21 protein-coding genes and 1 pseudogene are annotated in these 23,782 nt (G+C 65.5%); 15 read left to right on the forward strand and 7 right to left on the reverse strand.

From position 1 onward, the window contains the following. Positions 1 to 62 precede the first annotated feature (62 nt). Positions 63 to 353, reverse strand: a complete 291-nt coding sequence (locus FB466_RS13120; protein WP_141918989.1) for a WXG100 family type VII secretion target — start codon at positions 351 to 353, stop codon at positions 63 to 65. Between the two features lie 228 nt (positions 354 to 581). After that, complete coding sequence (purF, locus tag FB466_RS13125; protein ID WP_141918990.1) at positions 582 to 2,042, reverse strand: amidophosphoribosyltransferase; 1,461 nt, start codon at positions 2,040 to 2,042, stop codon at positions 582 to 584. A gap of 144 nt (positions 2,043 to 2,186) precedes the next feature. Between purF and purM the strand changes: the two genes are divergently transcribed. Further along, on the forward strand, positions 2,187 to 3,296 hold the full coding sequence (purM, locus tag FB466_RS13130) for a phosphoribosylformylglycinamidine cyclo-ligase (RefSeq protein ID WP_141918992.1): 1,110 nt from the start codon (positions 2,187 to 2,189) through the stop codon (positions 3,294 to 3,296). Positions 3,297 to 3,481: 185 nt separating this feature from the next. On the opposite strand, the gene FB466_RS13135 is transcribed toward purM, so the two are convergent. Next, a complete protein-coding gene (locus FB466_RS13135; RefSeq protein WP_141918994.1) occupies positions 3,482 to 3,664 on the reverse strand; it encodes a DUF3073 domain-containing protein in 183 nt (60 codons plus the stop codon). 261 nt (positions 3,665 to 3,925) lie between these two features. Here FB466_RS13135 and FB466_RS13140 point away from each other — a divergent pair, with 261 nt between their 5' ends. Then, positions 3,926 to 4,579, forward strand: a complete 654-nt coding sequence (locus tag FB466_RS13140) for a hypothetical protein (protein ID WP_141918996.1) — start codon at positions 3,926 to 3,928, stop codon at positions 4,577 to 4,579. A gap of 152 nt (positions 4,580 to 4,731) precedes the next feature. Beyond that, positions 4,732 to 4,875 (forward strand): hypothetical protein, encoded by a 144-nt coding sequence (locus FB466_RS13555; RefSeq protein WP_170206138.1) that lies wholly within the window; start codon positions 4,732 to 4,734, stop codon positions 4,873 to 4,875. 5 nt (positions 4,876 to 4,880) lie between these two features. On the opposite strand, the gene FB466_RS13145 is transcribed toward FB466_RS13555, so the two are convergent. Further along, positions 4,881 to 5,426, reverse strand: a complete 546-nt coding sequence (locus FB466_RS13145; RefSeq protein ID WP_141918998.1) for a hypothetical protein — start codon at positions 5,424 to 5,426, stop codon at positions 4,881 to 4,883. 145 nt (positions 5,427 to 5,571) lie between these two features. On the opposite strand from FB466_RS13145, the gene FB466_RS13150 reads away from it, so the two are divergent. The 5 genes and pseudogenes from FB466_RS13150 to FB466_RS13825 all read left to right on the forward strand — a co-directional run. After that, positions 5,572 to 8,877 (forward strand): efflux RND transporter permease subunit, encoded by a 3,306-nt coding sequence (locus tag FB466_RS13150; protein ID WP_141919000.1) that lies wholly within the window; start codon positions 5,572 to 5,574, stop codon positions 8,875 to 8,877. A 237-nt stretch (positions 8,878 to 9,114) separates the two neighbouring features. Next, complete coding sequence (locus FB466_RS13155; protein ID WP_141919002.1) at positions 9,115 to 10,785, forward strand: urocanate hydratase; 1,671 nt, start codon at positions 9,115 to 9,117, stop codon at positions 10,783 to 10,785. 70 nt (positions 10,786 to 10,855) lie between these two features. Next, positions 10,856 to 12,052, forward strand: coding sequence for an imidazolonepropionase (hutI, locus tag FB466_RS13160; protein ID WP_141919003.1), 1,197 nt, complete (start codon positions 10,856 to 10,858; stop codon positions 12,050 to 12,052). Positions 12,053 to 12,259: 207 nt separating this feature from the next. Further along, complete coding sequence (locus FB466_RS13165; RefSeq protein WP_141919005.1) at positions 12,260 to 14,257, forward strand: S1 family peptidase; 1,998 nt, start codon at positions 12,260 to 12,262, stop codon at positions 14,255 to 14,257. Positions 14,258 to 14,724: 467 nt separating this feature from the next. Beyond that, a pseudogene (locus FB466_RS13825) lies at positions 14,725 to 14,901 on the forward strand (IS30 family transposase); the annotation flags it as partial. Positions 14,902 to 14,979: 78 nt separating this feature from the next. Here FB466_RS13825 and FB466_RS13180 read toward each other — a convergent pair. Both FB466_RS13180 and FB466_RS13185 read right to left on the reverse strand, forming a co-directional pair. Then, positions 14,980 to 16,437, reverse strand: coding sequence for an amino acid permease (locus FB466_RS13180; RefSeq protein WP_141919009.1), 1,458 nt, complete (start codon positions 16,435 to 16,437; stop codon positions 14,980 to 14,982). Positions 16,438 to 16,509: 72 nt separating this feature from the next. Further along, a complete protein-coding gene (locus FB466_RS13185; protein WP_141919012.1) occupies positions 16,510 to 17,436 on the reverse strand; it encodes an arginase family protein in 927 nt (308 codons plus the stop codon). A 195-nt stretch (positions 17,437 to 17,631) separates the two neighbouring features. Here FB466_RS13185 and hutH point away from each other — a divergent pair, with 195 nt between their 5' ends. From hutH to FB466_RS13210, 5 genes are all read left to right on the forward strand, one after another. After that, a complete protein-coding gene (gene hutH, locus FB466_RS13190; RefSeq protein WP_141919014.1) occupies positions 17,632 to 19,194 on the forward strand; it encodes a histidine ammonia-lyase in 1,563 nt (520 codons plus the stop codon). Positions 19,195 to 19,245: 51 nt separating this feature from the next. Further along, positions 19,246 to 20,028: an IclR family transcriptional regulator gene (locus FB466_RS13195; protein WP_141919016.1), complete on the forward strand. Its 783-nt coding sequence runs from the start codon at positions 19,246 to 19,248 to the stop codon at positions 20,026 to 20,028. A 117-nt stretch (positions 20,029 to 20,145) separates the two neighbouring features. After that, positions 20,146 to 20,628, forward strand: a complete 483-nt coding sequence (locus tag FB466_RS13200; RefSeq protein ID WP_141919018.1) for a glutathione peroxidase — start codon at positions 20,146 to 20,148, stop codon at positions 20,626 to 20,628. Between the two features lie 142 nt (positions 20,629 to 20,770). Continuing rightward, the gene (locus FB466_RS13655; RefSeq protein WP_211344836.1) at positions 20,771 to 21,319 is read left to right on the forward strand and encodes a VOC family protein; all 549 of its coding nucleotides are present in this window, start codon (positions 20,771 to 20,773) and stop codon (positions 21,317 to 21,319) included. Continuing rightward, on the forward strand, positions 21,316 to 21,702 hold the full coding sequence (locus FB466_RS13210) for an MmcQ/YjbR family DNA-binding protein (RefSeq protein WP_211344837.1): 387 nt from the start codon (positions 21,316 to 21,318) through the stop codon (positions 21,700 to 21,702). The genes FB466_RS13655 and FB466_RS13210 overlap by 4 nt, the downstream gene beginning before the upstream one ends. On the opposite strand, the gene FB466_RS13215 is transcribed toward FB466_RS13210, so the two are convergent. Next, on the reverse strand, positions 21,683 to 22,171 hold the full coding sequence (locus tag FB466_RS13215; protein ID WP_141919020.1) for an SRPBCC family protein: 489 nt from the start codon (positions 22,169 to 22,171) through the stop codon (positions 21,683 to 21,685). The genes FB466_RS13210 and FB466_RS13215 overlap by 20 nt on opposite strands. Before the next feature lie 137 nt (positions 22,172 to 22,308). Between FB466_RS13215 and FB466_RS13220 the strand changes: the two genes are divergently transcribed. Together FB466_RS13220 and FB466_RS13225 are read left to right on the forward strand one after the other, a co-directional pair. Then, positions 22,309 to 22,968, forward strand: coding sequence for an isochorismatase family protein (locus FB466_RS13220; RefSeq protein WP_141919022.1), 660 nt, complete (start codon positions 22,309 to 22,311; stop codon positions 22,966 to 22,968). After that, on the forward strand, positions 22,965 to 23,693 hold the full coding sequence (locus FB466_RS13225; protein WP_141919024.1) for an SDR family oxidoreductase: 729 nt from the start codon (positions 22,965 to 22,967) through the stop codon (positions 23,691 to 23,693). The genes FB466_RS13220 and FB466_RS13225 overlap by 4 nt, the downstream gene beginning before the upstream one ends. Positions 23,694 to 23,782 lie beyond the last annotated feature (89 nt).

Consider the following 23,782-nt stretch of genomic DNA (forward strand, 5'->3'; position numbering starts at 1 on the left):
CTCTTGCCAAGGGTGGGGGTGGGTTGGGTGTGAGCACATGTTCACGGGCAGGGGACGAGGGATTACGACCAGATCTCTCGGTTGCGCGCCGCTGCGCCACGGAAGAGTTCCTGGCTGGTGATGACGGAGTCCCGGTGTCGGGCAAGGAGCGCGCTCATCTCGTCCAATTGGCTTCTCCACAGGGCCTGTGCGCGTTGATACTCACGGGCCGCTGCGCCCGTCCATCGGTCGCGCAGAAGAGAAACTTGTTGATCTAAATCTGCCAAAATCTGCTCCATAGAGCGAATGGCTTCTCGAAGCAGATCAATGAGTCGAAGCATTCCTGCCTGATCAACCTTGATTTCGTCGTTCACAGTGCCTCCGTGATGCAGATAATCGGGTTCCCCGAATATGCATCATCGGCCCGGGGGATGCCGCGTTTTTTAGGCTATACCATGGTAGTGGGTACCACCAAAAGCATGGGTGCCCTTTGTGGCCCGCGTGTGTACGTCCGAACGCATGGTTACCGCCCAACAACGCAGAGGAACCGGTACTCGGTTGGCGGGCCGTTTTAATCCCCACACGGTTCTTCCGGACACAGACTAGCTCTGCTGAGTCTCCTCAACCCACCGCAGGTACTCTTCCGTGATGTTTCCGGCCGGGTAGTCGCCGTTAAAGCAGCTCGTTTCGAGTTCGGTCACCGCGGTTTGGCCCTCCAGGATGGCGGCGTTCATATCCGCAAGCTCCTGGTAGATCAGGTGATCGCTGCCCATTTCGCGATTGATTTCGGGGATCTTCCGGCCGTGGGCGATCAGCTCGGCCCGCGAGGGCATATTGATTCCGTACACGTGCGGGAAGCGCACGGGTGGGGCAGCCGACGCAAATGTGACCTTGTTGGCCCCGGCCGAGCGGGCCATCTCGATGATCTCCTTGGACGTGGTGCCGCGCACAATCGAGTCGTCCACGATCAGCACGTTTTTTCCCTTAAACTCCACGCCCATCGCGTTGAGCTTCTGGCGCACCGACTTCTTGCGCACGGCCTGGCCGGGCATGATGAAGGTGCGACCCACGTAGCGGTTTTTGAAGAACCCTTCGCGGTAATCCACGCCGAGGCGCTGGGCAACCTGCATCGCCGAGGGGCGGGCAGAATCCGGGATGGGCATTACCACGTCGATATCGCCGAGCGGGGCGTAGCTGGCGACGGTATCCGCCAGGTAGTTGCCGAGGCGCAGGCGGGCGTCATATACCGAGATTCCCGAGAGCGTGGAGTCGGGGCGGGCCAGATACACGTACTCAAAGGAGCACGGGATGAGCCTCGGATGTGTGGCGCACTGCCGCGAATACATCTCGCCGTTGGTCGTGATGAAGATGGCCTCGCCGGGGGCAACATCCCGAACGATCTCGTAGCCGCCCGACTCCAGCACGAGCGATTCGGAGGCCACAACCCAGTCGTCGCCGATCAGTCCCCGCTGCTTCTTGCCGAGCACGAGGGGGCGGATGCCGAACGGGTCTCGGAAGGCGAGCATCCCGTGACCGGCGATCATTGAGATGACCGCATAGGAGCCCTCGATGCGCTCGTGCACGTGCTCGACGGCCGTGAACACCTGCTCCGGGTTGAGGTCGAGGCCAGAAACCTGTGATTGCAGCTCGGTGGCGAGCACGTTGAGTAGCAGTTCTGTGTCGGAGTGGGTGTTGAGGTGGCGACGGTCAACGTTGAAGAGGTCGCTCGTGAGCTCACGCGTGTTGGTGAGGTTGCCGTTGTGTACCAGGATGATGCCGTAGGGCGCGTTCACGTAGAAGGGCTGTGCCTCCTCCTCGGCGGAGGCCTTGCCGCTCGTAGCGTAACGCACGTGGCCGAGCCCCATGGTGCCGGCGAGCCCGCGCATATCGCGCGTGCGGTACGCCTCGCGCACCTGGCCCTTGGCCTTCACCTGGTGAAACACGCTGCCATCGGCGGTCGCGATTCCGGTGGAGTCTTGCCCCCGGTGCTGGAGCAGCAGCAGGCTGTCGTAGATTTGCTGGTTGACGGGATCCGATGAAACGATGCCGACGATGCCACACATGTGAGCAGGAGCTCCTGAAAGGTCGAGAGTGGGTGAGACGACCATCATCCCATATGAACCAGGGAACGGGGGAGCCTGTGTGGGGTCGCAGACCCCAGCGCACCGGCTTGAGCGGGACCTCACCCGTCTTGATAGTCTTGTGCGGTGACTGAGAACCCGTCGATTTATGCCCAGGCCGGAGTGGACACCGCCGCCGGAGACATCGCCGTCGAGCTAATGAAGAGCGCCGTGGCCAAAACCCACGGCCCTGAGGTGCTGGGCGGAGTGGGCGGGTTTGCCGGCCTTTTCGATGCCTCGGCCCTCAAGGATTATGATCGCCCGCTGCTCGCAACCTCCACGGACGGGGTGGGCACCAAGGTCGCCATTGCTCAGGCAATCGACAAGCACGACACGATCGGGCAGGATCTCGTGGGGATGGTCGTTGATGACATCGTTGTGGTCGGGGCCAAACCGCTCGTGATGACCGACTACATTGCCACGGGCAAGGTGGTACCCGAGCGGATCGCCGAGATTGTCCGCGGCATCGCGCGTGCGTGCGAGGAGACCGGAACGGCCCTCGTGGGCGGCGAGACCGCCGAACATCCCGGGCTACTAAAAGAGAACGAGTACGATGTTGCCGGCGCGGCCATCGGTGTTGTTGAGGCTAAAAACTTGCTCGGCCCGCAGCGGGTCGCGGGGGGCGATGTGGTGATCGCGCTTGCGGCCTCCGGTTTCCACTCCAACGGCTACTCGCTCGTGCGTCACATCCTGGCCCGCAACGATGTTCTCTACACCGACCACTCGAACGAGCTGGGCGGCACCTACGGCGAGGTGCTGCTGGAACCCACCCGCCTGTACACGCGACCGCTGCTCGACATCCTGGGCGACGCCGAGTTGGGCTCGGCTGTGCACGCCCTCAGCCATGTGACGGGTGGCGGCATCTCCGCTAACCTGGCGCGGGTGCTCCCGGAGGGCTCCTGGAGTGAGGTGGACCGCTCCACCTGGACGCCCCTCCCCGTCTTCCGCCATCTGAGCGATCTGGGCGGCTACACCCTGGAGAGTAGCGAGGGTGCCTGGAACCTTGGCGTCGGGATGTTTGTGGTCGCCGAGGCGAATAAAGCCCACGCGATCATCGCCGCTCTGCAGACCCGGGGCATTGAGGCCTGGATCACGGGCGCGGTTTCGCTGGATGAACGCGACCTCACCGGATTCGATCAGGGGGCCAAGGGGATCAACGGTGGGGCCGTGCGGATGGTGGGCGAGTACGCCCGGTAACGCGCCCTATAAAAGAGGGAACAGAAAAGTGCGCCGGGCCCTCGGGTCTCTCCGAGAGTCCGCGCACGGTTCGGTGGATGACCTTCCTCGGGTAGGAGGGAGGGCGATGGCCGGAAGTGTCAGGTGTGTCGTGAAAAACGGTAGCCGGAGAAACCGACGGTGACCGGCCCGATGTGTTCCGGCTGTCAGTCTTCGTCGGTGTTGTATTTGTCAGCGTATTCTGCCCACGCCTCGGTGTCGCTTTCAGAGTTTTGGGCCTTTTTGGCTGTCAACTCTCGCTCCAATTCGGTGTAGTTGGTGTCCGGGCTGAAGTACTTCAACTCTCGGGCTACCTTGGTGTGCTTCGCCTTTTGACGGCCGCGCCCCATGCGAGACCCCCTTACAGTGTCGGGCCTCGCGGGAAATGAGCCGCGAGGCAGTGTTGCCAATGAGGGACAAAATTAGACTTCAGCTTATCACGAGCGACACCTTGAAAGAGCCGGATGTCAGCAACCTCCCCGTATATGAACATTGGGGCATCCATGTCTCCGATAGTGATGTCGCCCGCGGCATGGATATTTGTTGGCCTGAGTCCGTGGGCGGTAGGGGTGCCCCGATAAGATTGCTCTGAGATATCGGGGAGGCGTCACATGGTACAGATGCGTCGGTGGGGACGCTGGATGCTGTGGGCTGTCATGGGGATCATCGCGGCGGGACTTATCCTGATCGCGATTGTTGTCATCCCGATCATCACGCATACCGATAGCGGGCCCTCAACGCCCGTTCTGGACGGTTCCGTTTCGGAATCCGTCGCCGCCTCTACCGGGTCGGACGGGCGCGACCGGACCCTCTCCGTGTTTGCGGAGGACGGTGTCACGCCCGCTGATCTGAGCGCGGTGCAGCCCGGTGATCGATTTGTAGTGCGAGGTCGTGGGTTCGACCCGGCTCAGGGCATTTACGTGGCTGTGTGCGCGAACCCCGGAGACCCCGCGACTAAGCCGGCTCCGTGTCTGGGCGGCATCCCGGAAGGGGCCACCGAGAAGAAGGACGCGTCGGCTAACCGCAACGAGTTCATCCCCTCCACCTGGATTACGGATGCCCCGGTCTGGCGGCCATTCGCTACGCGCGGCTACGACAGTGAGACGGGTGAGTTCACGGCGTACCTGCAGGTCCCGGAGGCCACCGCGGAGGGGCTCGACTGCCGCGTTGACACCTGCGCAATCGTGTCCCGTAACGATCACACGGCAGCGGGGGATCGGGTGCAGGATCTGCTCGTTGATCTGGAGTTTGGCCCGACGAGGTAGGGAAAACCTGATCTGCCGTGCAGGGCGGGGCGGCGACACTGTGCGCCGAGCTGGTGGCGGGCGACCGCTACTCGCGCGAGATCGCCCTGGGGTGACCGTAGCGGGTTCCGTTCTCCCTGTCCTGATGCGGTTACTGGAGGACCCAGACGGCGGTGGGGTTGCAGACCCGCGCCTGGAGCGTGCTCGGTCAGCACCTGTCATGGCCGGATGTCTGGCGGGTGCGCCTCGCTGGCCTGCGCTGCTCACCGTATGCTGAGGTGCGTGAGCGGGCGCTGCGGCAGCGGGTCGAGGCGTAGGGAGTTCACGCTCCGGGTTGTTCGGGGGCCGTTCCGTCGCTGCCGAAGAGGGTGACCAGGATGTAGGCATCCTTAAGGGGGGTCTCGTCGGTTGCGGCCCCCGCGGCATCCGTGGTCTCCACGTTGACGATGGGGCCGGGGGTCGCCCCCTCGGCGGCGGCCTGCCACGCGGTGCTCCCCGGGAGGAGCGAGTAACCGTTGCGGCGCAGCACGGTGGTGATACTGGAGTAGGTACCGCCCGCATCCGTGAGATAGAAGCCGTAGAGCAGAGTTGTCGCGGTCGCATCTGCCACGGTGATATCGAACGCACAAGAGGGGGAGGGGAGTCGTCCGCCGCCGGTCAGGGAGAACCGGGCGACCGGGTGGGGCACAACCGTTGCCCCCGGGAAAAGCCCGACCACGTAGTCGCCGAGATCGTCGGGGCAGGAGCCGAGCACGGCGGCGGAGGTGGGGGCGACGGTGACGATTTCGGGGGAGGAACAGGCCGACAGTGAGAGCGCACCGGCGAGTCCGAGCACGGCGAGTGCTCTGTGGCGGGGGCGTTGGGTCATGGGTCCTTCCACACGGTGACGCGGAGAGGGCGGTGCCGGTGCCCTCCACCCTAGTGCTCCTCCCCAACGTGGTAGCCGTGAATGTTATGCACGCCGATGAGCCCGGGCGCAGGGACGATTCCGTTGGTATGGCAGAATTACGAGGGTGTTCCTACTTTCGAAGGCCAGCCTGAAAAACCGGGCGCTTATCGCCCTGATTACCGTTGTTGTCGCCATTTTTGGCGGCATTGCCCTCACCGGGCTCAAGCAGGAGCTTGCGCCCTCGGTGCAGTTCCCCACGCTCGCCATTATCAGCAGCTATCCGGGTGCGGCACCGGAAGTGGTCAACGAGGATGTGTCCACACCCATCGAGACGGCCATCCAGGGGGTGCCCGATCTGGAGTCCACCTCGGCGACCTCCTCCACAAACTCGTCGGTTGTCACGGCCACATTTGCCTACGGCACTGACCTGGCCACGGCCGAGCAGAAGATCGTGCAGGCCATCGGTCGCATCAACTCCCAGCTGCCGGATGCCGTTGACCCGCAGGTAATCGCCGGTAGCTTCGACGACTTTCCCGTGATCCAGATCGCGGCCACCGATCAGAGCGGCGATACCGAGAAGCTGGCCGAAAGTCTGCGGCAGTCGGTCGTCTCCGAGCTGGGTGACCTGCCCGGCGTGCGCGAGGCGGCCCTCGTGGGTGACCCGGGCAAGCGCGTTACGATCACACCCGACCCGGCCAAACTCGCTGCCGCCGGGCTCACCGCTCAGGCCATTTCTGCGGCGATGCAGAGCAACGGGGTTCTTTTTGGTGCCGGTACCATCACCGAGGATGGCCAGTCGCTCGCGGTCCAGGCGGGTGCGCAGCTCGACGATGTGAAGCAGATTGAGCAGCTTCCGTTGATCCCCGCGACCGCACCCACCGCGATCCCCGGACTGGCCTCCGCCCCCGCCACGCCCGTCACCATCGGCGAGGTGGCGACCGTGACGCTGGAGAATAACCCGGTTGACTCGATCTCCCGGGTGGACGGTCAGCCCGCGCTGACCATTTCGGTTACCAAATCGCCTGCGGCCAACACCGTTGAGGTGTCCACGGCCGTGCGCGATGCCCTGCCGGATCTGGCCAAGACCGTGGACGGTGTGAAGTTCACGATTGTGTTCGATCAGGCCCCCTATATACAGGACTCAATTGAGAGTCTCGCGACCGAGGGCCTGCTGGGCCTCGTCTTTGCCGTGATCATCATCCTGCTGTTCCTCTTCTCGATCCGGGCCACGCTCGTGACCGCGATCTCTATCCCCACCTCGGTGCTGATTACGTTCCTGGGGCTTCAGGCTGCCGACTACACCCTCAATATCCTCACGCTCGGCGCGCTCACGATTGCTATCGGGCGCGTGGTGGATGACTCCATTGTGGTGATCGAGAACATCACCCGACATCTCAGCCACGATACGGGCGAGACGCGCGAGTTCACGATTGTGAAGGCTGTGCGTGAGGTGGCCGGTGCCATTACCGCCTCGACCGTCACGACCGTGGCGGTGTTCCTCCCGATGGCGTTTGTCAGCGGGATGACGGGCGAGCTGTTCCGGCCCTTTGCGATGACCGTCACGATCTCGCTGCTCGCCTCCCTCGTGGTGGCGCTCACGATTGTGCCCGTGCTGGCCTATTGGTTCCTCCGGCCCGAGAAGATCCAGGCTAAGCGTGCCCGGCAGGAGGCGAAGGCCGCGCAGAAGGCAGGTGCCGCCGCCGTTACCGGTGCCGCCGCCGTTACCGGTGCCGCGGCCCCGACAGTGGCCGCCCCCGCGGAGGCTCAGCCCAGCCACGCTCTGCTGGAGGATGAGGAACACTCGCGCCTGCAGAAGGGCTATGACCCGATCATCCGCTGGACACTGCGTAAGCCCATCGTCACCCTGCTCTTGGCCGTGCTCGTGCTTGTGGGAACGTTTGGTCTCGCGCCGTTCATGAAGACCAACTTCCTCGGCTCCGACGGTCAGAACACGCTCACCGTGACCCAGACCCTCACGCCGGGGGCGAGCCTCGACGAGAAGTCCGCCGCCGCCAAGACCGTGGAGGACGCCCTGCTCGACACGGCCGGTGTTGACACCGTTCAGCTCACGATTACCTCGGGGGCAACCGCCCTGAGTAGCCTCTTCGGCAGTGGCGGCGGAGACGGTCAGACCACGTTCTCGATCACAACGGATGCTGATGCCGACCAGGTCGCTCTGCAAGACACGGTGCGTTCCACCCTCGACACGATTAAGGATGCTGGCGAGATCAGCATCAATGCGAGTGGTGGTGGCTTCGGCGCCTCCTCAGCCATTAGCGTGGACATCACGGCCCCCAGCCAGGACAAACTCAACGAGGCCTCCGACGCCGTGGTGAAGAAGCTACAAAGCTACGACAGCTTCAGCCAGGTGGAGAGCAACCTGAGTAGTTCGCGCCCCTACATTGCGGTGCGAGCTGATCGGGCCACGGCGGCGAAGGCCGGTCTCACCGAGTCTGCCCTGGGCACAATCGTGGCGCAGGCCATGCAGCCCGCCATCATCGGCTCGATTGCTCTCGACAGCTCCACCGTCACGGTCTACCTGGCCTCCCAGGATCCGCCGCAGACCCGGGCAGAACTGGCCGCGCTGACGATCCCCACGGCCACCGGTGTGGTGCCGCTGAGCGACCTCGCGACCGTTGAGGTCGTCGATGGTCCCGTCTCGATCAGCACGGTCAAGGGTTCGCGCTCAGCCACGGTTGACGCTGAGCCTGCTGCTGACGACCTCACCCAGGCCAATGCCGACGTGACTGCGGCGCTCGCCGAGGTGGACCTACCGGCCGGTGTCTCGGCCGAGGTCGGCGGAGTCACCGCCGATCAGGCTGAGTCGTTCTCGCAGCTGGGACTCGCCCTTCTGGCCGCGATCCTGATCGTCTACATCGTCATGGTGGCCACGTTTAAGAGTCTGCTGCAACCGCTCCTGCTGCTCGTGTCGGTTCCTTTTGCGGCGACCGGGGCCATCCTGTTGCAGATCGTGTCGGGTATCCCGCTCGGTGTTGCCTCGCTTGTGGGGGTACTCATGCTCGTGGGAATTGTGGTCACCAATGCCATCGTGTTGGTGGACCTGGTGAACCAGTACAGAGCCAGGGGTCTGAGCGTGCGGGATGCCGTGGAGCATGGGGCCTCGCGCCGTCTACGCCCCATCCTGATGACGGCTCTCGCCACGATCTTTGCACTCACCCCCATGGCGATTGGCCTCACCGGTCACGGCGGCTTCATCTCGCAGCCGCTTGCAATTGTTGTGATTGGCGGTCTGGTGTCCTCCACACTGCTCACCCTCGTGGTGCTGCCCACGCTCTACTTTGTGGTGGAAAACCGCCGCGAGAACCGGCGACTGCGCCGGGCCGGGCAGGCGGATACCGGCTCCACTGTGCCGGACCAGGCGTCGAGCGATTCGGCGTCGAGCGACCCGGCGCCGGTGCCGGTCGAGTAGCGCGGCGAATCCTTACCCCACGAAGCGCCCGAGGCACACCGTCTCGGGCGCTTCGGCGTATCCCCCCGTTGCGAGCCTCCGGGATCGGGCCGCCTTCTCTGCGCGCCCCAGAAACACCCAGCCGGGTACCGTCCCCAGCGTGTCTGATCACCCAGACAGTACCGTCGGGAGGCGAGGTCGGCGGGGGCATCCCGCACGGTTGGATAGCAGGAGACCGACCACACGAAAGGCACAACGATGGCGTTACCAGGGGCACGGCCCGTGCGGGCCGCACGCGGCACAGACATCACGGCACGGAGCTGGCAGACCGAAGCGGCCCTCCGGATGCTGCACAACAACCTTGACCCGGAGGTGGCCGAGCGCCCCGATGATCTGGTTGTCTACGGCGGCACGGGCCGCGCAGCCCGGGACTGGGCCAGTTTCGACGCGTTGTCGGCGGTGCTCACCGATCTGGAGGATGACGAAACCTTACTCGTGCAATCCGGCAAGCCCGTGGGTGTTTTCCGCACCAGTGTGTGGGCCCCGCGTGTGCTGATCGCCAACTCCAACCTGGTGGGTGACTGGGCAACGTGGCCCGAATTTCGTCGGCTGGAGGCGGAGGGCCTCACGATGTACGGCCAGATGACGGCGGGCTCGTGGATCTATATCGGCACCCAGGGCATCCTGCAGGGAACCTACGAGACATTCGCGGCAATCGCTGCAAAGCGTTTCGGTGGCACCCTCGCTGGCACGTTGACCCTCACGGGCGGCTGCGGTGGTATGGGCGGGGCCCAGCCCCTCTCGGTGACCCTCAACGGTGGGGCCGTGCTGATTGTCGATGTTGACCGGGCGCGTCTCGACCGTCGCGCCGGTAAGCGCTACCTGGACGTCGTCGAGACGGATATCGACGCCGCGCTGGCCCGGGTTCTCGCCGCGAAGGAGAGTCGGACGGCCCTCTCGGTGGGGCTCGTGGGTAACGCGGCCGAGGTCTTCCCGGAGCTGAGACGCCGCGGCATCCCGATTGACATCGTCACCGACCAGACCTCGGCGCATGACCCTCTCTCCTACCTGCCCGCGGGCATCCCGGTGGCGGAGTGGTCCGCGCGCGCCGCCGCTGACCCGGAGGAGTTCACCCGCCTGGCCCGCGCCTCGATGGCCGCCCAGGTGCGGGCTATGGTGGAGTTCCAGGATGCCGGGGCCGAGGTCTTCGACTACGGCAACTCCATCCGCGATGAGGCCCGCCAGGGTGGCTACGACCGGGCGTTCGACTTTCCCGGATTTGTCCCGGCGTATATCCGCCCCCTTTTCTGTGAGGGGCTGGGGCCCTTCCGCTGGGTGGCGCTCTCGGGCGACCCGAAGGACATTGAGGTGACCGACCGGGCCATCCTGGAGCTGTTCCCGGAGAACGAGCATCTGAAGCGCTGGATTCAGGCGGCCCAGGAACACGTTGAGTTTGAGGGGCTGCCCGCCCGTATCTGTTGGCTCGGCTACGGCGACCGCGCCCGGGCCGGTGTGCGCTTCAACGAGTTGGTGGCCGAGGGGAAGGTTTCTGCGCCCATTGTGATCGGCCGAGATCACCTCGACTCCGGTTCGGTGGCCTCGCCCTACCGCGAGACCGAGGCCATGATTGACGGCTCCGATGCTATCGCCGATTGGCCGCTGCTCAACGCGTTGACGAGCACCTCCTCCGGTGCCACCTGGGTCTCGATTCACCACGGTGGTGGCGTGGGCATTGGCCGCTCGATCCACTCGGGTCAGGTGAGTGTTGCCGACGGCACCCCGCTCGCCGCCGAGAAGCTGGCCCGCCTGCTGACCAACGACCCGGGTATGGGGGTTATCCGCCACGTGGATGCCGGCTATGCGCGCGCAGCCGAGGTCGCCGCGGAGCGGGGCGTCCGCATCCCCATGCCACCACGTATTCGCGACTAGCGTGGTCCGTGCGGGTGCCTCGCCCGTACGGACCACCATGTTTCACGTAGAACACACCCAGGAGTCCCGAATGAGCCTGCTCATCACTAATATCGGCGAGTTGACCACCAACAATGAGGAGACCGATTACGCGCGGCTGCACGATGCGGCCGTGGTGCTGGAGGGCGAGACGATTGCCTGGGTGGGTTCAGCGGCCCAGGCCCCCGCCGCAGATGAGCGGGTGGATGCCGACGGTTGCGCCGTCCTTCCCGGCTGGGTGGATAGCCACACCCATATGGTGTTTGCGGGTGACCGCACGGCCGAGTTTGAGGCGCGCCTGGCGGGGAAGCCCTACGCGGCCGGCGGCATTAATGTGACGGTTGCGGCCACGCGGGCCGCGACCGATGAGCAATTGCGCGCTACTCTCGCCCGCCTGGTCGCCGAGGCCAGGGCGGGTGGGACCACAACGATCGAGACCAAGACCGGTTACGGACTCACGGTTGCCGATGAGACTCGCTCGGCCCGGTTGGCCGCCGAGGTGGTCGAGGAGGTGACATTCCTGGGTGCCCACGTCGTGCCGCAGGGCACCGACCGGGAGGCCTTCCTCACGAGTGTGACCGGACCCATGCTGGATGCCGTGGCCCCGTTTATCTCCGCCGTTGACGTGTTCTGTGAGTCGGGGGCTTTCGACGCCGCCGAAACCGAGCGGGTACTCACGGCCGCCCGCAGCCGCGGGTTCGCCACGCATGTGCACGGTAACCAGCTCGGTCACGGGCCGGGCGTGCGGCTCGCGGTGGAGTACGGGTCGCTCAGCGTGGACCATCTCGGCTTCCTCTCCGAGGAGGATGTGGCTGCCCTCGCCGCGACCTGGCGGCCCGATCATCCGACCCGTGGCACCGTGGCCACCATCCTGCCCGCGTGTGACCTCTCCACCCGGATGCCCCTCGCTCCGGCTCGTCGGCTCGCCGATGCGGGGGTTGTGATTGCCCTCGCCAGCAATTGCAACCCGGGAACCTCGTACACCTCCTCTATGGATTTCTGTGTGGCCACGGCTGTGCTTCAGATGGGCCTCAGCGTGGAGGAGGCGGTGCGTGCGGCAACTCTTGGCGGCGCGATTGCTCTGGACCGTGATCGCTCCCGACCGGGTCGGCCCCGGGTGGGGGCTCTCGTGGTGGGTGCCCGGGCCGATGTTCAGCTGTTGGATGCTCCGTCTGCCACCCACCTCGCCTACCGGCCGGGGATGCCGCTCACCCGCTCCGTGTGGCGCGCCGGGCAGCGCCTGCGTTAAATTTCTTGATTTTTCTCAGGTTTCTTCTGAGCGCTTTGTGGGGAGACGCGCCCGAGTGAAACGAGGCTAGCCGTTCCGATCAGGAATTTTTATCCGCGATTAGTTTTTGTTTTGCATAGACTGTTAGTCTGAAATTTGCCTGCAAACCCAAGGGTTTGTAGGCAAACATGCGGGGGGATACAGCATATCTATCTGGAGGAAAAACGCATGCAAAAAACTGGCAGCCGGTTAACCCGGTTTGCGGCCCTCGGTGTCGTAGCTGCCCTGGGATCGACGGGGCTTTTTATGGGCTCCGCCGCCTACGCGGCTCCCGACTCGACGGATGCTCCCACGAGCGGGGACGCCTACACTGCGCAGGCGAAAGAGCTCCTGCTGAACGACGGTGTACAGGCTGTGGGTAAGGACAAGAATGGCGACTTCGTTATTGTCGCCCTACCCACTACCGACCAGGACGCCGCCTCGAAGGCGGCCATTACGGACTTCTCGAACACGTATGACAACGTCAAGGTGCAGACCATTGGCGGCGAGATGGAAGCGTTTAGCGCGGATGAGGTTGTGGGTGGTGCGGGGTACTACACCAGTGGTTTTGTCTGCTCCATCGGCTTTACCGCCTGGGACCGTGCAGGTAACGATGCCGCATTGACCGCGGGCCACTGCACCGGTGACGGTAGTCGTGCTGACATCAAATTGACCGTCCCCTCTACGGAAAAGGCGGTGACCGGCACGAATAACCCGGTTGGTCTCCTTGACGGTCTCGGCGATTTTGGTTTCTCCCAGTTTGGTGGCGTGGGTAACACGGCAGGTGGGGAGAACCGGGACAGTATTGATGTCGCCGTCATCGACGTTGACAACACCTTCCTCACGCTCAAGCCCGAGGTTACCGACTGGACAACCGGAGCTTCGGATGACCTGGCAGCCTCGACAATTAAGATCACCTCGGTGGGCACGGCCCAGGTGGGTAAGCCCGTGAGTAAGTCGGGTCGCACCACCGGATACACCTCCGATGCGAGTGTGGATATCGTGGATGGCTGGACCCTGATCGACGATCGCTACGTCTACGGATTCGGCACCTACGGCCTCGTTGCCGACCACGGTGACTCGGGTGGAGCCGTCTTCCAGGGCAATACGGCCGTTGGTATCCTCAGCGGTGGGCACCCTGCCGCGAACGGTCAGCCCGCCTTCCTGTGGGCCTCGGACCTGAAAAATAGCCTGGCTCACACCGACGGGTACACCGTGAAGCTTGCGCTCGACACCCCCGTCATCACCTCGGCCGCCGAGGGTGCCGATGTGGAGCGTCGCACCCCCATCAGCGGTACCGCTCAGGCGGGTACCACCGTTCTGGTGACCCCGACGGTCGGTGCCCCGTTTGAGGTGACCACGGCCAGCAACGGCACGTGGACGTTCAACGCTCCCGCTACCCTGGGAGCCTACGGAGTCAGCGTGCAGGCCAAGAACGGTTACAACCTCTCCGATTCGAAGCTGTACTCGTTCAACCTGGTTCCCCAGGTGATGAAGGTTCCCGTGCTCACCTCGCCGGCCAATAACTCGAAGGTGGCCACCGAGGTTACCGAGGTGAAGGGCACCGGCTTCCCCGGGGCCACCGTGACCATCGCGGGTTCCGTGACCGGTACCGCCATCGTTGACGCCAGCGGCAACTGGACAATTCCGGCTTCCCTGACCCTCGGTGACGACTTCACCGTGACCGTTACCCAGGAGCTGGATGGCGACACCGGACCGGTCGGCAGCAACACATTTGATGTTGTTCCCGAGTCCGTCGTTGTGACGAGCCCCACCGCAGGTCAGGCGTTTGACGCGGCCTCCGCACCCACCACGGTGACGGGTACCGGCCTGGTGGGTGCCGTGGTAACGGCGACCCTCGATGGCGTCGTGATGAACGATGCCCCCACCGTCGCTGCCCTGGCACGCGCCGCAACGGCCCCCTGGTCGGCCAAGGTTGATGTGGCCCTCGCCGCCGGTGAGCACACCATCTCGGTGGTTCAGGTGGTAGACGGTAAGTACACCTCGGTGCCCACCGTCATCACCTTCGTGATGAATGCGGATGGCACCGTCACGGTGGCCGGTGGCGGCTCCGGCACGCTCGCCCAGACGGGTGCCTCGGTGGCTCCCTTCGGTGCGGCCGCAGCCCTGCTGCTGCTCGTTGGTGCGGGACTTGTTGTCCTGCGCCGCCGGGTGAGTGCCCAGTAGTTCACCCCCGTTGTACCGGAGGGGCCCGTCAGTGATGGCGGGCCCCTCCGCTCGTTTGTCTGTGATCAGGGGTCGGCAAGCTTATTTGTGGGTGGGGGTAGCGTTTCGGTGGGGGTGGTGCGGGGTCCGCGGGCGCGATGGAGAGTCTTCATGTCTGCCTTCGAAACCGAAACCCCACACGGATGCCGTTCTCTCTGAACTTTGCTCGTAACGCGTTAGCGACTTGAGGGATTGGTGACCCGCGGGTGGTGGCGCGCAGCCCGAGCAGATCGCAGCGTGGCTTCACGGACACGGGGATATCGAGAACCGGCTCCACTGGGTTGGGGACGTCATCTTTCACGAGGACCGACACTAACTCTGCACGGGTAACAGACCCCATACCATGGCGAAACTCCGTAACGCCGCGATCAGTATCCTGTGCCCCAGGGCACTCGATCGATCGCTTCGACCCTACGACATTACATCCAGACGGACTCATCAGAGAGTATCTCCCGAAAGGCACCGAGATCACGACGCACCAACCCTACTTGGACGCGATCGCTGACGAGTTGAATAACCGACCCCGACAAACGCTCGGGTTCTACACGCCCACTGAAGTCTTCCCACAGCTACTCACCAAACCAGTTGCTGCTACCACGAATTGACACCACCTATCGTCGGGGGAATCAAATGACATGGTTTAAAACATAGCACCAGGCACTATTAGCAGAAAATCAACCACGCTACTCTGTGGAGTTCAACGCCATTTCGTCGCCGCGAGCGACCCCCCGATCCACCACCGGAATTGGCGCGGTCTCGTCGATCAGTGCCGGTTTCATCCGCCCCGTCGTCCGCACGAGCGTGGCATAGGCCACCACGAGTACGGCCAGCCACACGAGCCCCACGATGAGTGCGGTCCGGGTGTTCTCAAACCAGCCGAGCACGCCGATCACGAAGATGATGAACCCGATTGTGGCGTAGGAGGCTATCGGCCACAGCGGCACCGGGAACTCCGAGGGCAGGAGGCTCTCGCGGGCAATTTCCCGCTTCATCCGCACGTGCGAGAACAGGATCATCAGCCAGACCCACACCGTGGCAAACGTGGCGATGGACGCAATGAGCAGGAAGGCATTCTCGGGGATCACCGCGTTGAGGTACGCGCCAACGAGCAGGGCCGCACCCATCACGACGACGGTCATCCAGGGCACACCGCTCGCGGTCACCCGGGTGAAGACGCGGGGGGCCTGACCCTGCTGGGCCATCCCGAAGAGCATCCGACCGGCACCAAAAATATCGCTGTTAATGGCCGAGAGGGCCGCCGTAATCACCACAACGTTGAGAATGGCGGGGGCTGCCGGGATGCCCAGGGTGGAGAAGATCGCCACAAACGGGCTGCTCTCCCCGTCGAGAGTGTTCCACGGCACGAGCGACATAATCACGCCGAGTGTGAGCACGTAGAAGAGGAGGATGCGCACGGGAACGGTGTTGATGGCCCGGGGGATCATCCGCTTCGGGTCTTCCGCCTCGCCCGCCGTGATGCCGATGATTTCGATGCCACCGAACGCAAACATCACGATGGAGAAGCAGGCCACAAAGCCCTCGAAGCCGTTCGGGAAGAAGCCGCCGTGCGAGAACAGGTTGGCCACGCCCGACGCGTTCTCCGACTGGGTATTGAAACCGAAGACGATGATGGCGATGCCGCCCACGATCATGCCGATGATGGCCGTCACCTTGACCAGTGTGAACCAGAACTCCAGCTCGCCAAACACCTTCACGCTCAGCAGGTTGAGCGCGCCGATGATGAAGACGACGGCCACGATCCAGATCCAGCGCTCCACATCCGGAAACCAGAATCCCATGTAGATGCCAAACGCGGTCACATCGGCGAGTGCCACGATAATCATCTCGAAGGTATAGGTCCAGCCGGTGATGAAGCCCGCGAGCGGCCCGAGGTATCGGGCGGCGTACTGGCCGAATGACCCGGCGATGGGGTGCCGCACCGCCATCTCGCCGAGGGCGCGCATCACCATAAACACGGCTGCGCCGCCGATCATGTAGGCGAGCAGCACGGCCGGTCCGCCGGTCTGAATGGCCGCGGCTGACCCGTAAAACAGGCCCGTGCCGATGGCGGAGCCGAGGGCCATGAAGCGGATGTGGCGGGCACCAAGGCCTCGCTGGAGGATGCCGGGGGTAGGCGTCATTGCGTACGTGTCCTTCGATCTGAGGGGCGGGGGTAGGGTGTGCGCCCTACAAGCGTAGGGGAAGCTGGGGTGCTAGCGCTCGGCCAGCCCCGCCAGGGTTTCGAGCACGAGGAGTGCCGCCAGCCGCACGGTGCGACCGTCGGGGGTGTCTGTGGTGGCGTCGATCTCGGTGAGGTCGATGGAGGCCACCCGGGTATCTCGGGCGACGAGGCGCGCGGCAGTGCGCAGTTCGTGCGCGGCGAGACCGCCGGGGAGTGACGCGGGGCAGGCGGGGGCCACGGAGCGGTCGCACACATCCACGTCAATGTCTACGTGTATGGGGCCGCCGCCGCTCCCCGCGACGTCACACGCCTCGGTGATGATCTCGCTGAGGGGACGGGTGTGTAGGTCGTTGCGGGGGATGACGGTGATGCCCAGATCGGCGGCCCGCCGCGTGTAGGCGACTGAGTTCGCGAAATCGGCGATACCGATCTGAACGATACGACGACCATCGAGTCCGGCTTCGACCAGGCGGCGCACGGGGGAGCCGTTGCTCACGCCGTCGCGCAGGTCGTGGTGGGCATCGAATGTGATCAGACCGGCCGTTGCGATATCTGCTCCCCAGGTGCCGAGGACCGCGGGCACGGTGGCCGCGTTGTCGCCGCCGAGGGCGAGGACGAGCCGGGCCCGGGCGGCGAGCGCGGCGACGGCATCCACGGCCCCGGTCTCGCCGACGGGGGCGTCGGGCTCGGCCACATTTCCGGCGTCCACAATCGTGAGGAGGTTGTCGAGGGCCAGGGTTCTCCCGTCGCGCAACCGGGTGGTGCTGCCGTAGCGGCGCAGCGCCGCGCGGATGGCGTTGGGTGTGGTGTGCGCCTGGGTGGGGGAGAGGGAGGTGCGCCAGGTGGGCAGGCCGATGAGGCCGAGGTCGGCGTTGGCCCCGGTGGGGAGGGTGCCGGGCGCGGGCCAGGACCCGGTGCGCGGCCAGAGCGGGTCGTGCGACAGCTGTGCGGGTGTCATGTTGTGACGCTAGCAAGTGGGGGTGGTGGCGGGGAGTCGGGGCGACAGCATCCGTGTCTCGTCGGCCAGACACGCGGGAGGCGGTGCATCGAGTCGTGGGTGCCAGCCGCGGACATTCTGCCGTGTCTGGAATGCCAGACACCAGGGGCACCTTCTGACCGCGCCAGCTCCACTCGATGGAGTCCAATCGTAGATATGACAGATCACCCCACCATCGTTCTTGGTTCGCCCGGGCTGAGCCCGGACGACGTCGTCGCTGTGGCCCGCCGGGACGCCCCCGTGACCATCGGTGAGGACGCCGCCGAGCGCATCACCGCCAGCCGTAGCGTGATCGAGGCGCTCGCCGGGGATAGCCGCCCACACTACGGGGTATCCACCGGCTTCGGGGCGCTCGCCCGGGTGCATATTCCCCGCGACCAGCGTGCCCAGCTGCAACGCAGTCTTGTGCGCTCGCACGCCGCGGGCACGGGGGAGGAGGTCGAGCGCGAAGTCGTCCGCGCCCTGATGCTGCTGCGCCTCAACACCCTCGCTACCGGGCGCACCGGGGTGCGTCTCACGACGGCGCAGACCTACGCCGATATCCTCAACGCCGGGCTCACCCCCGTGGTGCACGAGTACGGGTCGCTCGGCTGCTCGGGCGACCTCTCGCCCCTCGCCCACTGTGCGCTCGCCGCGATGGGTGAGGGCCAGCTGCGCGACCGCACCGGCACCCTCCGCGACAGCGGCGAGGCGCTCGCCGAGGCGGGCATCACCCCCGTGGTGCTGGCCGAGAAGGAGGGGCTGGCCCTGATTAACGGAACCGACGGGATGCTCGGGATGCTCCTCCTCGCCCTCCACGACCTCCGGGATCTGCTGCGTGTTGCGGATGTCGCCGCGGCGGCGAGTGTGGAGGCCCTGCTGGGCACCGACACGGTTTTTGCGGCCGATCTACAGGCGCTGCGGCCGCACCCGGGGCAGGCCAGTGCGGCGTCAAACATTCGCCGGGTGCTGGCCAGCTCGGGTCTGATTACCCGCGCGGTGGACGGTGAATTTACCCGGGTCCAGGACTCCTACTCGCTGCGCTGCTCCCCACAGGTGCACGGCGCGGCCCGCGACACGCTGGCGCACGCCGCCGCGGTGGCCCGCATCGAACTGGGCTCGGCGGTGGATAACCCGGTGGTGACGCTCGATGGCCGGGTGGAGTCTAACGGCAACTTTCACGGTGCCCCGGTGGGCTACGTACTCGATTTTCTGGCGATTGCCGCCGCCGATGTGGCGAGCATCTCCGAGCGGCGCACCGATCGCTTCCTTGATGTGTCGCGTAATCACGGGCTGCCGCCGTTCCTCGCCGCCGACCCCGGCCTCGATTCGGGTCTCATGATTGCCCAGTACACCGCAGCCGGGGTCGTCTCGGAGCTCAAGCGTCTGGCCGTGCCCGCGTCGGTGGACTCGATCCCCTCCTCTGCGATGCAGGAAGATCACGTCTCGATGGGGTGGAGTGCAGCCCGTAAACTGCGCCGCTCGGTTGATGGGCTCGCCCGCGTGCTCGCCATTGAGCTGCTCGCCTCGACCCGCGCGCTCGATTTCCGCGAGCGGGATACCGCGGTTGCGGGCACCCCGGCACCGGCCACCGCCGCGGTGCACGCCCTCTTCCGCACCGAGATTAACGCGCCGGCCACCGACGAGTTCCTGTCACCGACCATCACGAGCGCCACCGCGTTCGTGCAGGGTGGTGGTGTGCTGCGGGCCGTCGAGAACGTCATCGGTACCCTCGACTAGGCTGTGCCCTGTGAGTGAGGCGAGGATGCGCGTGCGGGGCGGCGACCGGGAATGAGCGAGTCCTCGCACGTCCCCGCCGCCGACAACACGCTGCGCATCCTGCGTCTGCTCGCCACGTCTCGGGGCCCGCTGCCGGCCTCCATGATTGCGACCCGGCTCGAACTGCCCCGCTCCTCCGTCTACCACCTGCTGAGTGTGTTGGAGCGTAACGGCTTTGTGATGCACCTGCCCGAGGAGAAACGCTACGGACTGGGTATCGCCGCGGTTGAGCTGAGTTCGGCGTATGCCCGCCAGGAGCCGCTGTCTCGCCTGGGTCGGCCGGTGCTCGCCGGGCTCGTGGACCGGCTGGGGCTGAGCGCGCACCTCGCGGTGCTGCACGGCCGCGATGTGCTCTACATCGTGGAGGAGCGCGCCCGCAACGCGCCCTCACTGGTGACGGATGTTGATGTGCGGCTCCCCAGCCACCTCACCGCGAGCGGCCGCGCTATTCTCGCCGCGCTGCCACGGGCCCAGGTGCGGGCGCTATTTCCCACCGCTGCCGCGTTTGTGCAGCGGCATAACGAATCCGACGGGGTGAACCGCTACTCGCGGTTGCGCGCCGTGCTGGACGGGGTGACCACCCGCGGCTACGCGGTGGAGGAGGGGGAGGTGACGAGCGGGCTGTCCTCCGTTGCGGTCGCCGTGGCCGACCACCGGGACTGGCCGGTGGCGGGGCTGGCCGTGACGTTTCGACCGGAAGACCTTCCGCTGGCGGGGCTACCCGCGGTGGTGGACGCGGTGCGGGGGACGGCGGCGGAGCTCTCTCGGCGCATCTACGGGCGTGCGGTGCGGTGAGCCCGGCGCGGGATGGCTCGAGGTGTGGGGTGAGACCGAGGGGAATTCCCGCCGCTTCGCATCGAAGGGGTTTCCGGGTTCTCCATAGCCCCGGATGGGAGGCGTACACTCGCGGGTATGAGCCTTCGCAATATCCGTTTCGAGACCATCGGCGGCACCCCCACCTCACTCGCCGACTACGCCGGTCAGGCCGTGCTCGTGGTCAACGTGGCCTCCAAATGCGGCCTCACGCCACAGTACGAGACCCTGGAGGAGTTGCAGCGCACGTACGGCGAGCGCGGCTTCACGGTGCTCGGTTTCCCCTGCAATCAGTTTGCGTTTCAGGAGCCGGGGAGTGCCGAGACGATTCAGGAGTTCTGCTCCCTCACCTACGGGGTGACCTTTCCGCTGATGGAGAAGGTGAAGGTGAACGGTCGGCACGCGCATCCGCTCTTTGCCCAGCTGACGCAGACCCCGGATGCCAACGGCAAGGCGGGCAAGGTCAAGTGGAACTTTGAGAAGTTCTTGATTTCGCCCGTCGGTGCGGTGCACCGCTTTCGTCCGACGACGCTGCCCAACTCGCCCGAGGTGATCGCCGCGATTGAGGCGGCCCTCCCGTGACGGCGTAGCGGCGCATCCGGATGCCGGGTGCACCCCGGCACATCAACATACATTGCCCCTCCCCGTTCCGCTCGGAGACCGGTAGTCTCGTGGGTACGAGCGGCATTGCGCACGCGGCGCGGCTCAGCTACAAGGAGCCAGCATGTTTCTCGGACTACGCACCGTTGTTTATCCCGCACCCGATCTGGCAGTTTCCCGAGCCTTCTTTGAGGGGGTGTTGGGGGTCAAGCCCTACTTTGACGAGCCGTTCTACGTGGGATTTGACGTGCACGGCTACGAGTTGGGGCTGATGCCCGGTGCGGACGGTGCGCGCGGCGTGGCGACCTACTGGAGTGTTGCCTCGGGTAGGCGCGCGATGTCGGAGTTGCAGGCGCGCGGGGCCGAGGTGGTTGACCCGCTCGCGGATGTGGGCGGCGGCATCCTCACCGGTACGGTGCGACTCCCGGGGAATGTGGGTATTGTGGGCGTGATCGAGAACCCGTACTCTCCGGTGGCCGCCGAGCACTCCGGTACCCCGGCCCACGCGCCGCGCACGGCCCCCACCGAGGTGGTTTCGCTGGAACCGCCGCCCGCCCCGGCGCCCACGATCTTCGATATTCCGAGGTTCGCCCCCGCCCCGCGCGAGGTAGATACCGTCGTGGATGCCTCGCTGCGAGGTGCCGCCCGGCACGAGGTGGGGCGGCGACCGTGACGGAAACTCGTTTGCACAGCCTCGAGAGTATCGACACGCTGCTGCTGTCCTGCCCCTCGGCTACCGTCGGGTACCCGTTCGGTCCGGATGCCCGGGTCTATAAGGTGGGTGGCCGCATGTTTGCGATCCTCGGCAACGGCGGTGACGGGCCCTGGCCCACGCTCACACTCAAGGGGCCACCCGTGATGAACGACCTGATTCGGCGCGATTTTGCGGCTATCCGGCCCGGATATCACATGAATAAGCGGCACTGGAACACGGTCGCGCTCGACGGGGAGGTGCCTGATGCGCTTTTGGAGGAGCTCGTGGCGCAGTCGTATGAGCTGGTCTACCGGGCGCTGACCCGGGCCCAGAAGGCGGCGCTCACGAGGCCGGGGGAGTAGCCTCCACGAGCGCGGTGAGTGTGGCGAGTGCGGGTGGCCACACATCGGCCATCATGGCCATGACGTGTGTCAGTTCCGGGGTCTGCGGGAGGGTTTCGGTGTTGAGCTCAACCGTGAGCGTGGTGACGCCGTCGCGCTCCGCGAAGCGGTAGGTTTCGGTTGCTCCGGCCCAGGCCTGGGCATGTTCGCTTGTGGTGTCGTCCTCTGAGCGCTCCACCAGGCCGAGGTAGCGCACGCTCACGTACTCGCCGCGGCGGCTCTCGGTGACGAGCCCCAGTAGGCCACCCACGGTGCCGTCGTCGTTGGGCCCCAGGAAGCGGATGGTGTCGCCGCCGTTCCAGCTGCCCGTGTAGTACGAGCCGGGATTGAAGGCCGCGGTCCACTCGCGGTAGCTGGCGTCCGCGAGCATCACGTCCCAGACGCGGGTGGCGGGGGCGTTGATGGTGGCGGTGAAGGTGTGCATGGTCATAGGAAAACGATAGCGAAGCGGCGGGGGATGAGCCAAGGGTGGGGGAGATCTTGTTGAGATGGACGCTCACCGACTATCATCGGATGATGGTAAGGATATGCTTACTTGTTTTGCTTGTCTAATTCGGAGGTACCCGCATGGCACTCCCCAGCATCCCCCCTTACATCGTCCCCATCGAGACCGACTACCCAACCAACCGTGTCGCCTGGCGGCCTCATCCGGCGCGGGCGGTGCTGCTCATCCACGATATGCAGCGCTACTTTGTGGACGCGTTTGAGTCGAAGGCCGAGCCCCTGACGAGCGTGCTGGCCAACATCCAGCTGCTGCGAGAGCAGGCCGAGACCGCAGGCATTCCCGTGGTCTACAGCGCACAACCCCCCAGCCAAAGCCCGCGCGACCGCAGACTGCTCACCGACTTCTGGGGCCCCGGCCTCGGTGATGACGGGGGCGACGCGATTGTGTCCGAGCTGGCCCCCTCTGGCACCGATACCGTGGTCACCAAGTGGCGCTACAGCGCGTTTGTGCGCACCGACCTGCGCGAGCGGATGTCCGCCTGGGGCCGTGACCAACTGATCATCACGGGTCTGTATGCGCACATTGGCTGCCTGATGACCGCCGCCGACGCCTTCATGCACGATATTCAGCCCTTCCTGGTGGCGGATGCCGTGGCCGATTTCTCCGTTGACTACCATCGCCAGGCGCTGACCTACGCGGCCGAGCGCTGCGCGGTTGTCGCCCCCACACGCACGGTCACCCACGACCTGGCTCAGGGCGCCGAACTCTCGGCGGTGCGGTGAGCCCGGCGACGCCCCTCGCGCTCATCACGGGCGGATGCGGCGGTATCGGCACGGCCGTGGCCGCCGCGCTCGCGCGGGACGGGTACCGGGTACTGACGGCCGACACGGCGGGGAATCCTGACCTTCACCTCGACGTCACCTCGCCGGAGGAGGTGACCGCGGTTGTTGAGCGGGTCGAGAGGAGCCACGGGCCGATTGAGGCGCTCGTGAGCGCTGCGGGCATCCTGCACACCGGCCCGGCCCTGGATACCCCGCCGACCGAGTGGGAGCGGATGTTTCGGGTGAATACTGCGGGGGTCTTCCTGGTCACCACCGCGGTGGCCCGCCGCATGGTGCCGCGCGGCCGCGGGTCGCTCGTGGTGGTCAGCTCCAACGCCGGGCGCGTGCCGCGGCACGGGATGGCGGGGTATGGCGCATCCAAGGCGGCGGCAACGCTCTTCACGCAGTCGCTGGGGTTGGAGCTGGCCGGGCACGGTATCCGCTGCAACGTGGTATCGCCCGGCTCCACTCGCACTCCCCTGCTCGACGGGGTGCTCGCGGTCCCGGGCGGCGAGGCGGCACTGATCGCGGGAGACCCCCGCATTTTTAAGGCGGGCATTCCGCTGGGCCGCCTGGCCGACCCGGCGCACATCGCCGAGGCCGTGGCTTTTCTGGTCTCCAACCGGGCCGCACACCTCACCATGCAGGAGTTGGTGGTTGACGGAGGGGCGACGCTGAGCCGATGAAGACCGCCCGCCCGGTACGTTTCTCGCCGCGCTGGGTGAAATATCCGGGTAATTCGCCCGAGTGTGTCTACGATGGGTCCAGCAAAATA

The sequence above is a fragment of the Klugiella xanthotipulae genome (assembly GCF_006716695.1).
Classification (GTDB): domain Bacteria; phylum Actinomycetota; class Actinomycetes; order Actinomycetales; family Microbacteriaceae; genus Klugiella; species Klugiella xanthotipulae.

Excerpts from the sequence above, each read along its gene's own strand:
- FB466_RS13180 (WP_141919009.1), bottom strand. The coding sequence starts at position 16,437 with ATGACGCCTACCCCCGGCATCCTCCAGCGAGGCCTTGGTGCCCGCCAC.
- FB466_RS13140 (WP_141918996.1), top strand. The coding sequence starts at position 3,926 with ATGGTACAGATGCGTCGGTGGGGACGCTGGATGCTGTGGGCTGTCATG.
- FB466_RS13655 (WP_211344836.1), top strand. The coding sequence starts at position 20,771 with ATGTTTCTCGGACTACGCACCGTTGTTTATCCCGCACCCGATCTGGCA.
- hutH (WP_141919014.1), top strand. The coding sequence starts at position 17,632 with ATGACAGATCACCCCACCATCGTTCTTGGTTCGCCCGGGCTGAGCCCG.
- FB466_RS13220 (WP_141919022.1), top strand. The coding sequence starts at position 22,309 with ATGGCACTCCCCAGCATCCCCCCTTACATCGTCCCCATCGAGACCGAC.
- FB466_RS13155 (WP_141919002.1), top strand. The coding sequence starts at position 9,115 with ATGGCGTTACCAGGGGCACGGCCCGTGCGGGCCGCACGCGGCACAGAC.
- FB466_RS13185 (WP_141919012.1), bottom strand. The coding sequence starts at position 17,436 with ATGACACCCGCACAGCTGTCGCACGACCCGCTCTGGCCGCGCACCGGG.
- hutI (WP_141919003.1), top strand. The coding sequence starts at position 10,856 with ATGAGCCTGCTCATCACTAATATCGGCGAGTTGACCACCAACAATGAG.
- purF (WP_141918990.1), bottom strand. The coding sequence starts at position 2,042 with ATGTGTGGCATCGTCGGCATCGTTTCATCGGATCCCGTCAACCAGCAA.
- FB466_RS13165 (WP_141919005.1), top strand. The coding sequence starts at position 12,260 with ATGCAAAAAACTGGCAGCCGGTTAACCCGGTTTGCGGCCCTCGGTGTC.
- FB466_RS13135 (WP_141918994.1), bottom strand. The coding sequence starts at position 3,664 with ATGGGGCGCGGCCGTCAAAAGGCGAAGCACACCAAGGTAGCCCGAGAG.
- FB466_RS13215 (WP_141919020.1), bottom strand. The coding sequence starts at position 22,171 with ATGACCATGCACACCTTCACCGCCACCATCAACGCCCCCGCCACCCGC.
- FB466_RS13195 (WP_141919016.1), top strand. The coding sequence starts at position 19,246 with ATGAGCGAGTCCTCGCACGTCCCCGCCGCCGACAACACGCTGCGCATC.
- FB466_RS13200 (WP_141919018.1), top strand. The coding sequence starts at position 20,146 with ATGAGCCTTCGCAATATCCGTTTCGAGACCATCGGCGGCACCCCCACC.
- FB466_RS13145 (WP_141918998.1), bottom strand. The coding sequence starts at position 5,426 with ATGACCCAACGCCCCCGCCACAGAGCACTCGCCGTGCTCGGACTCGCC.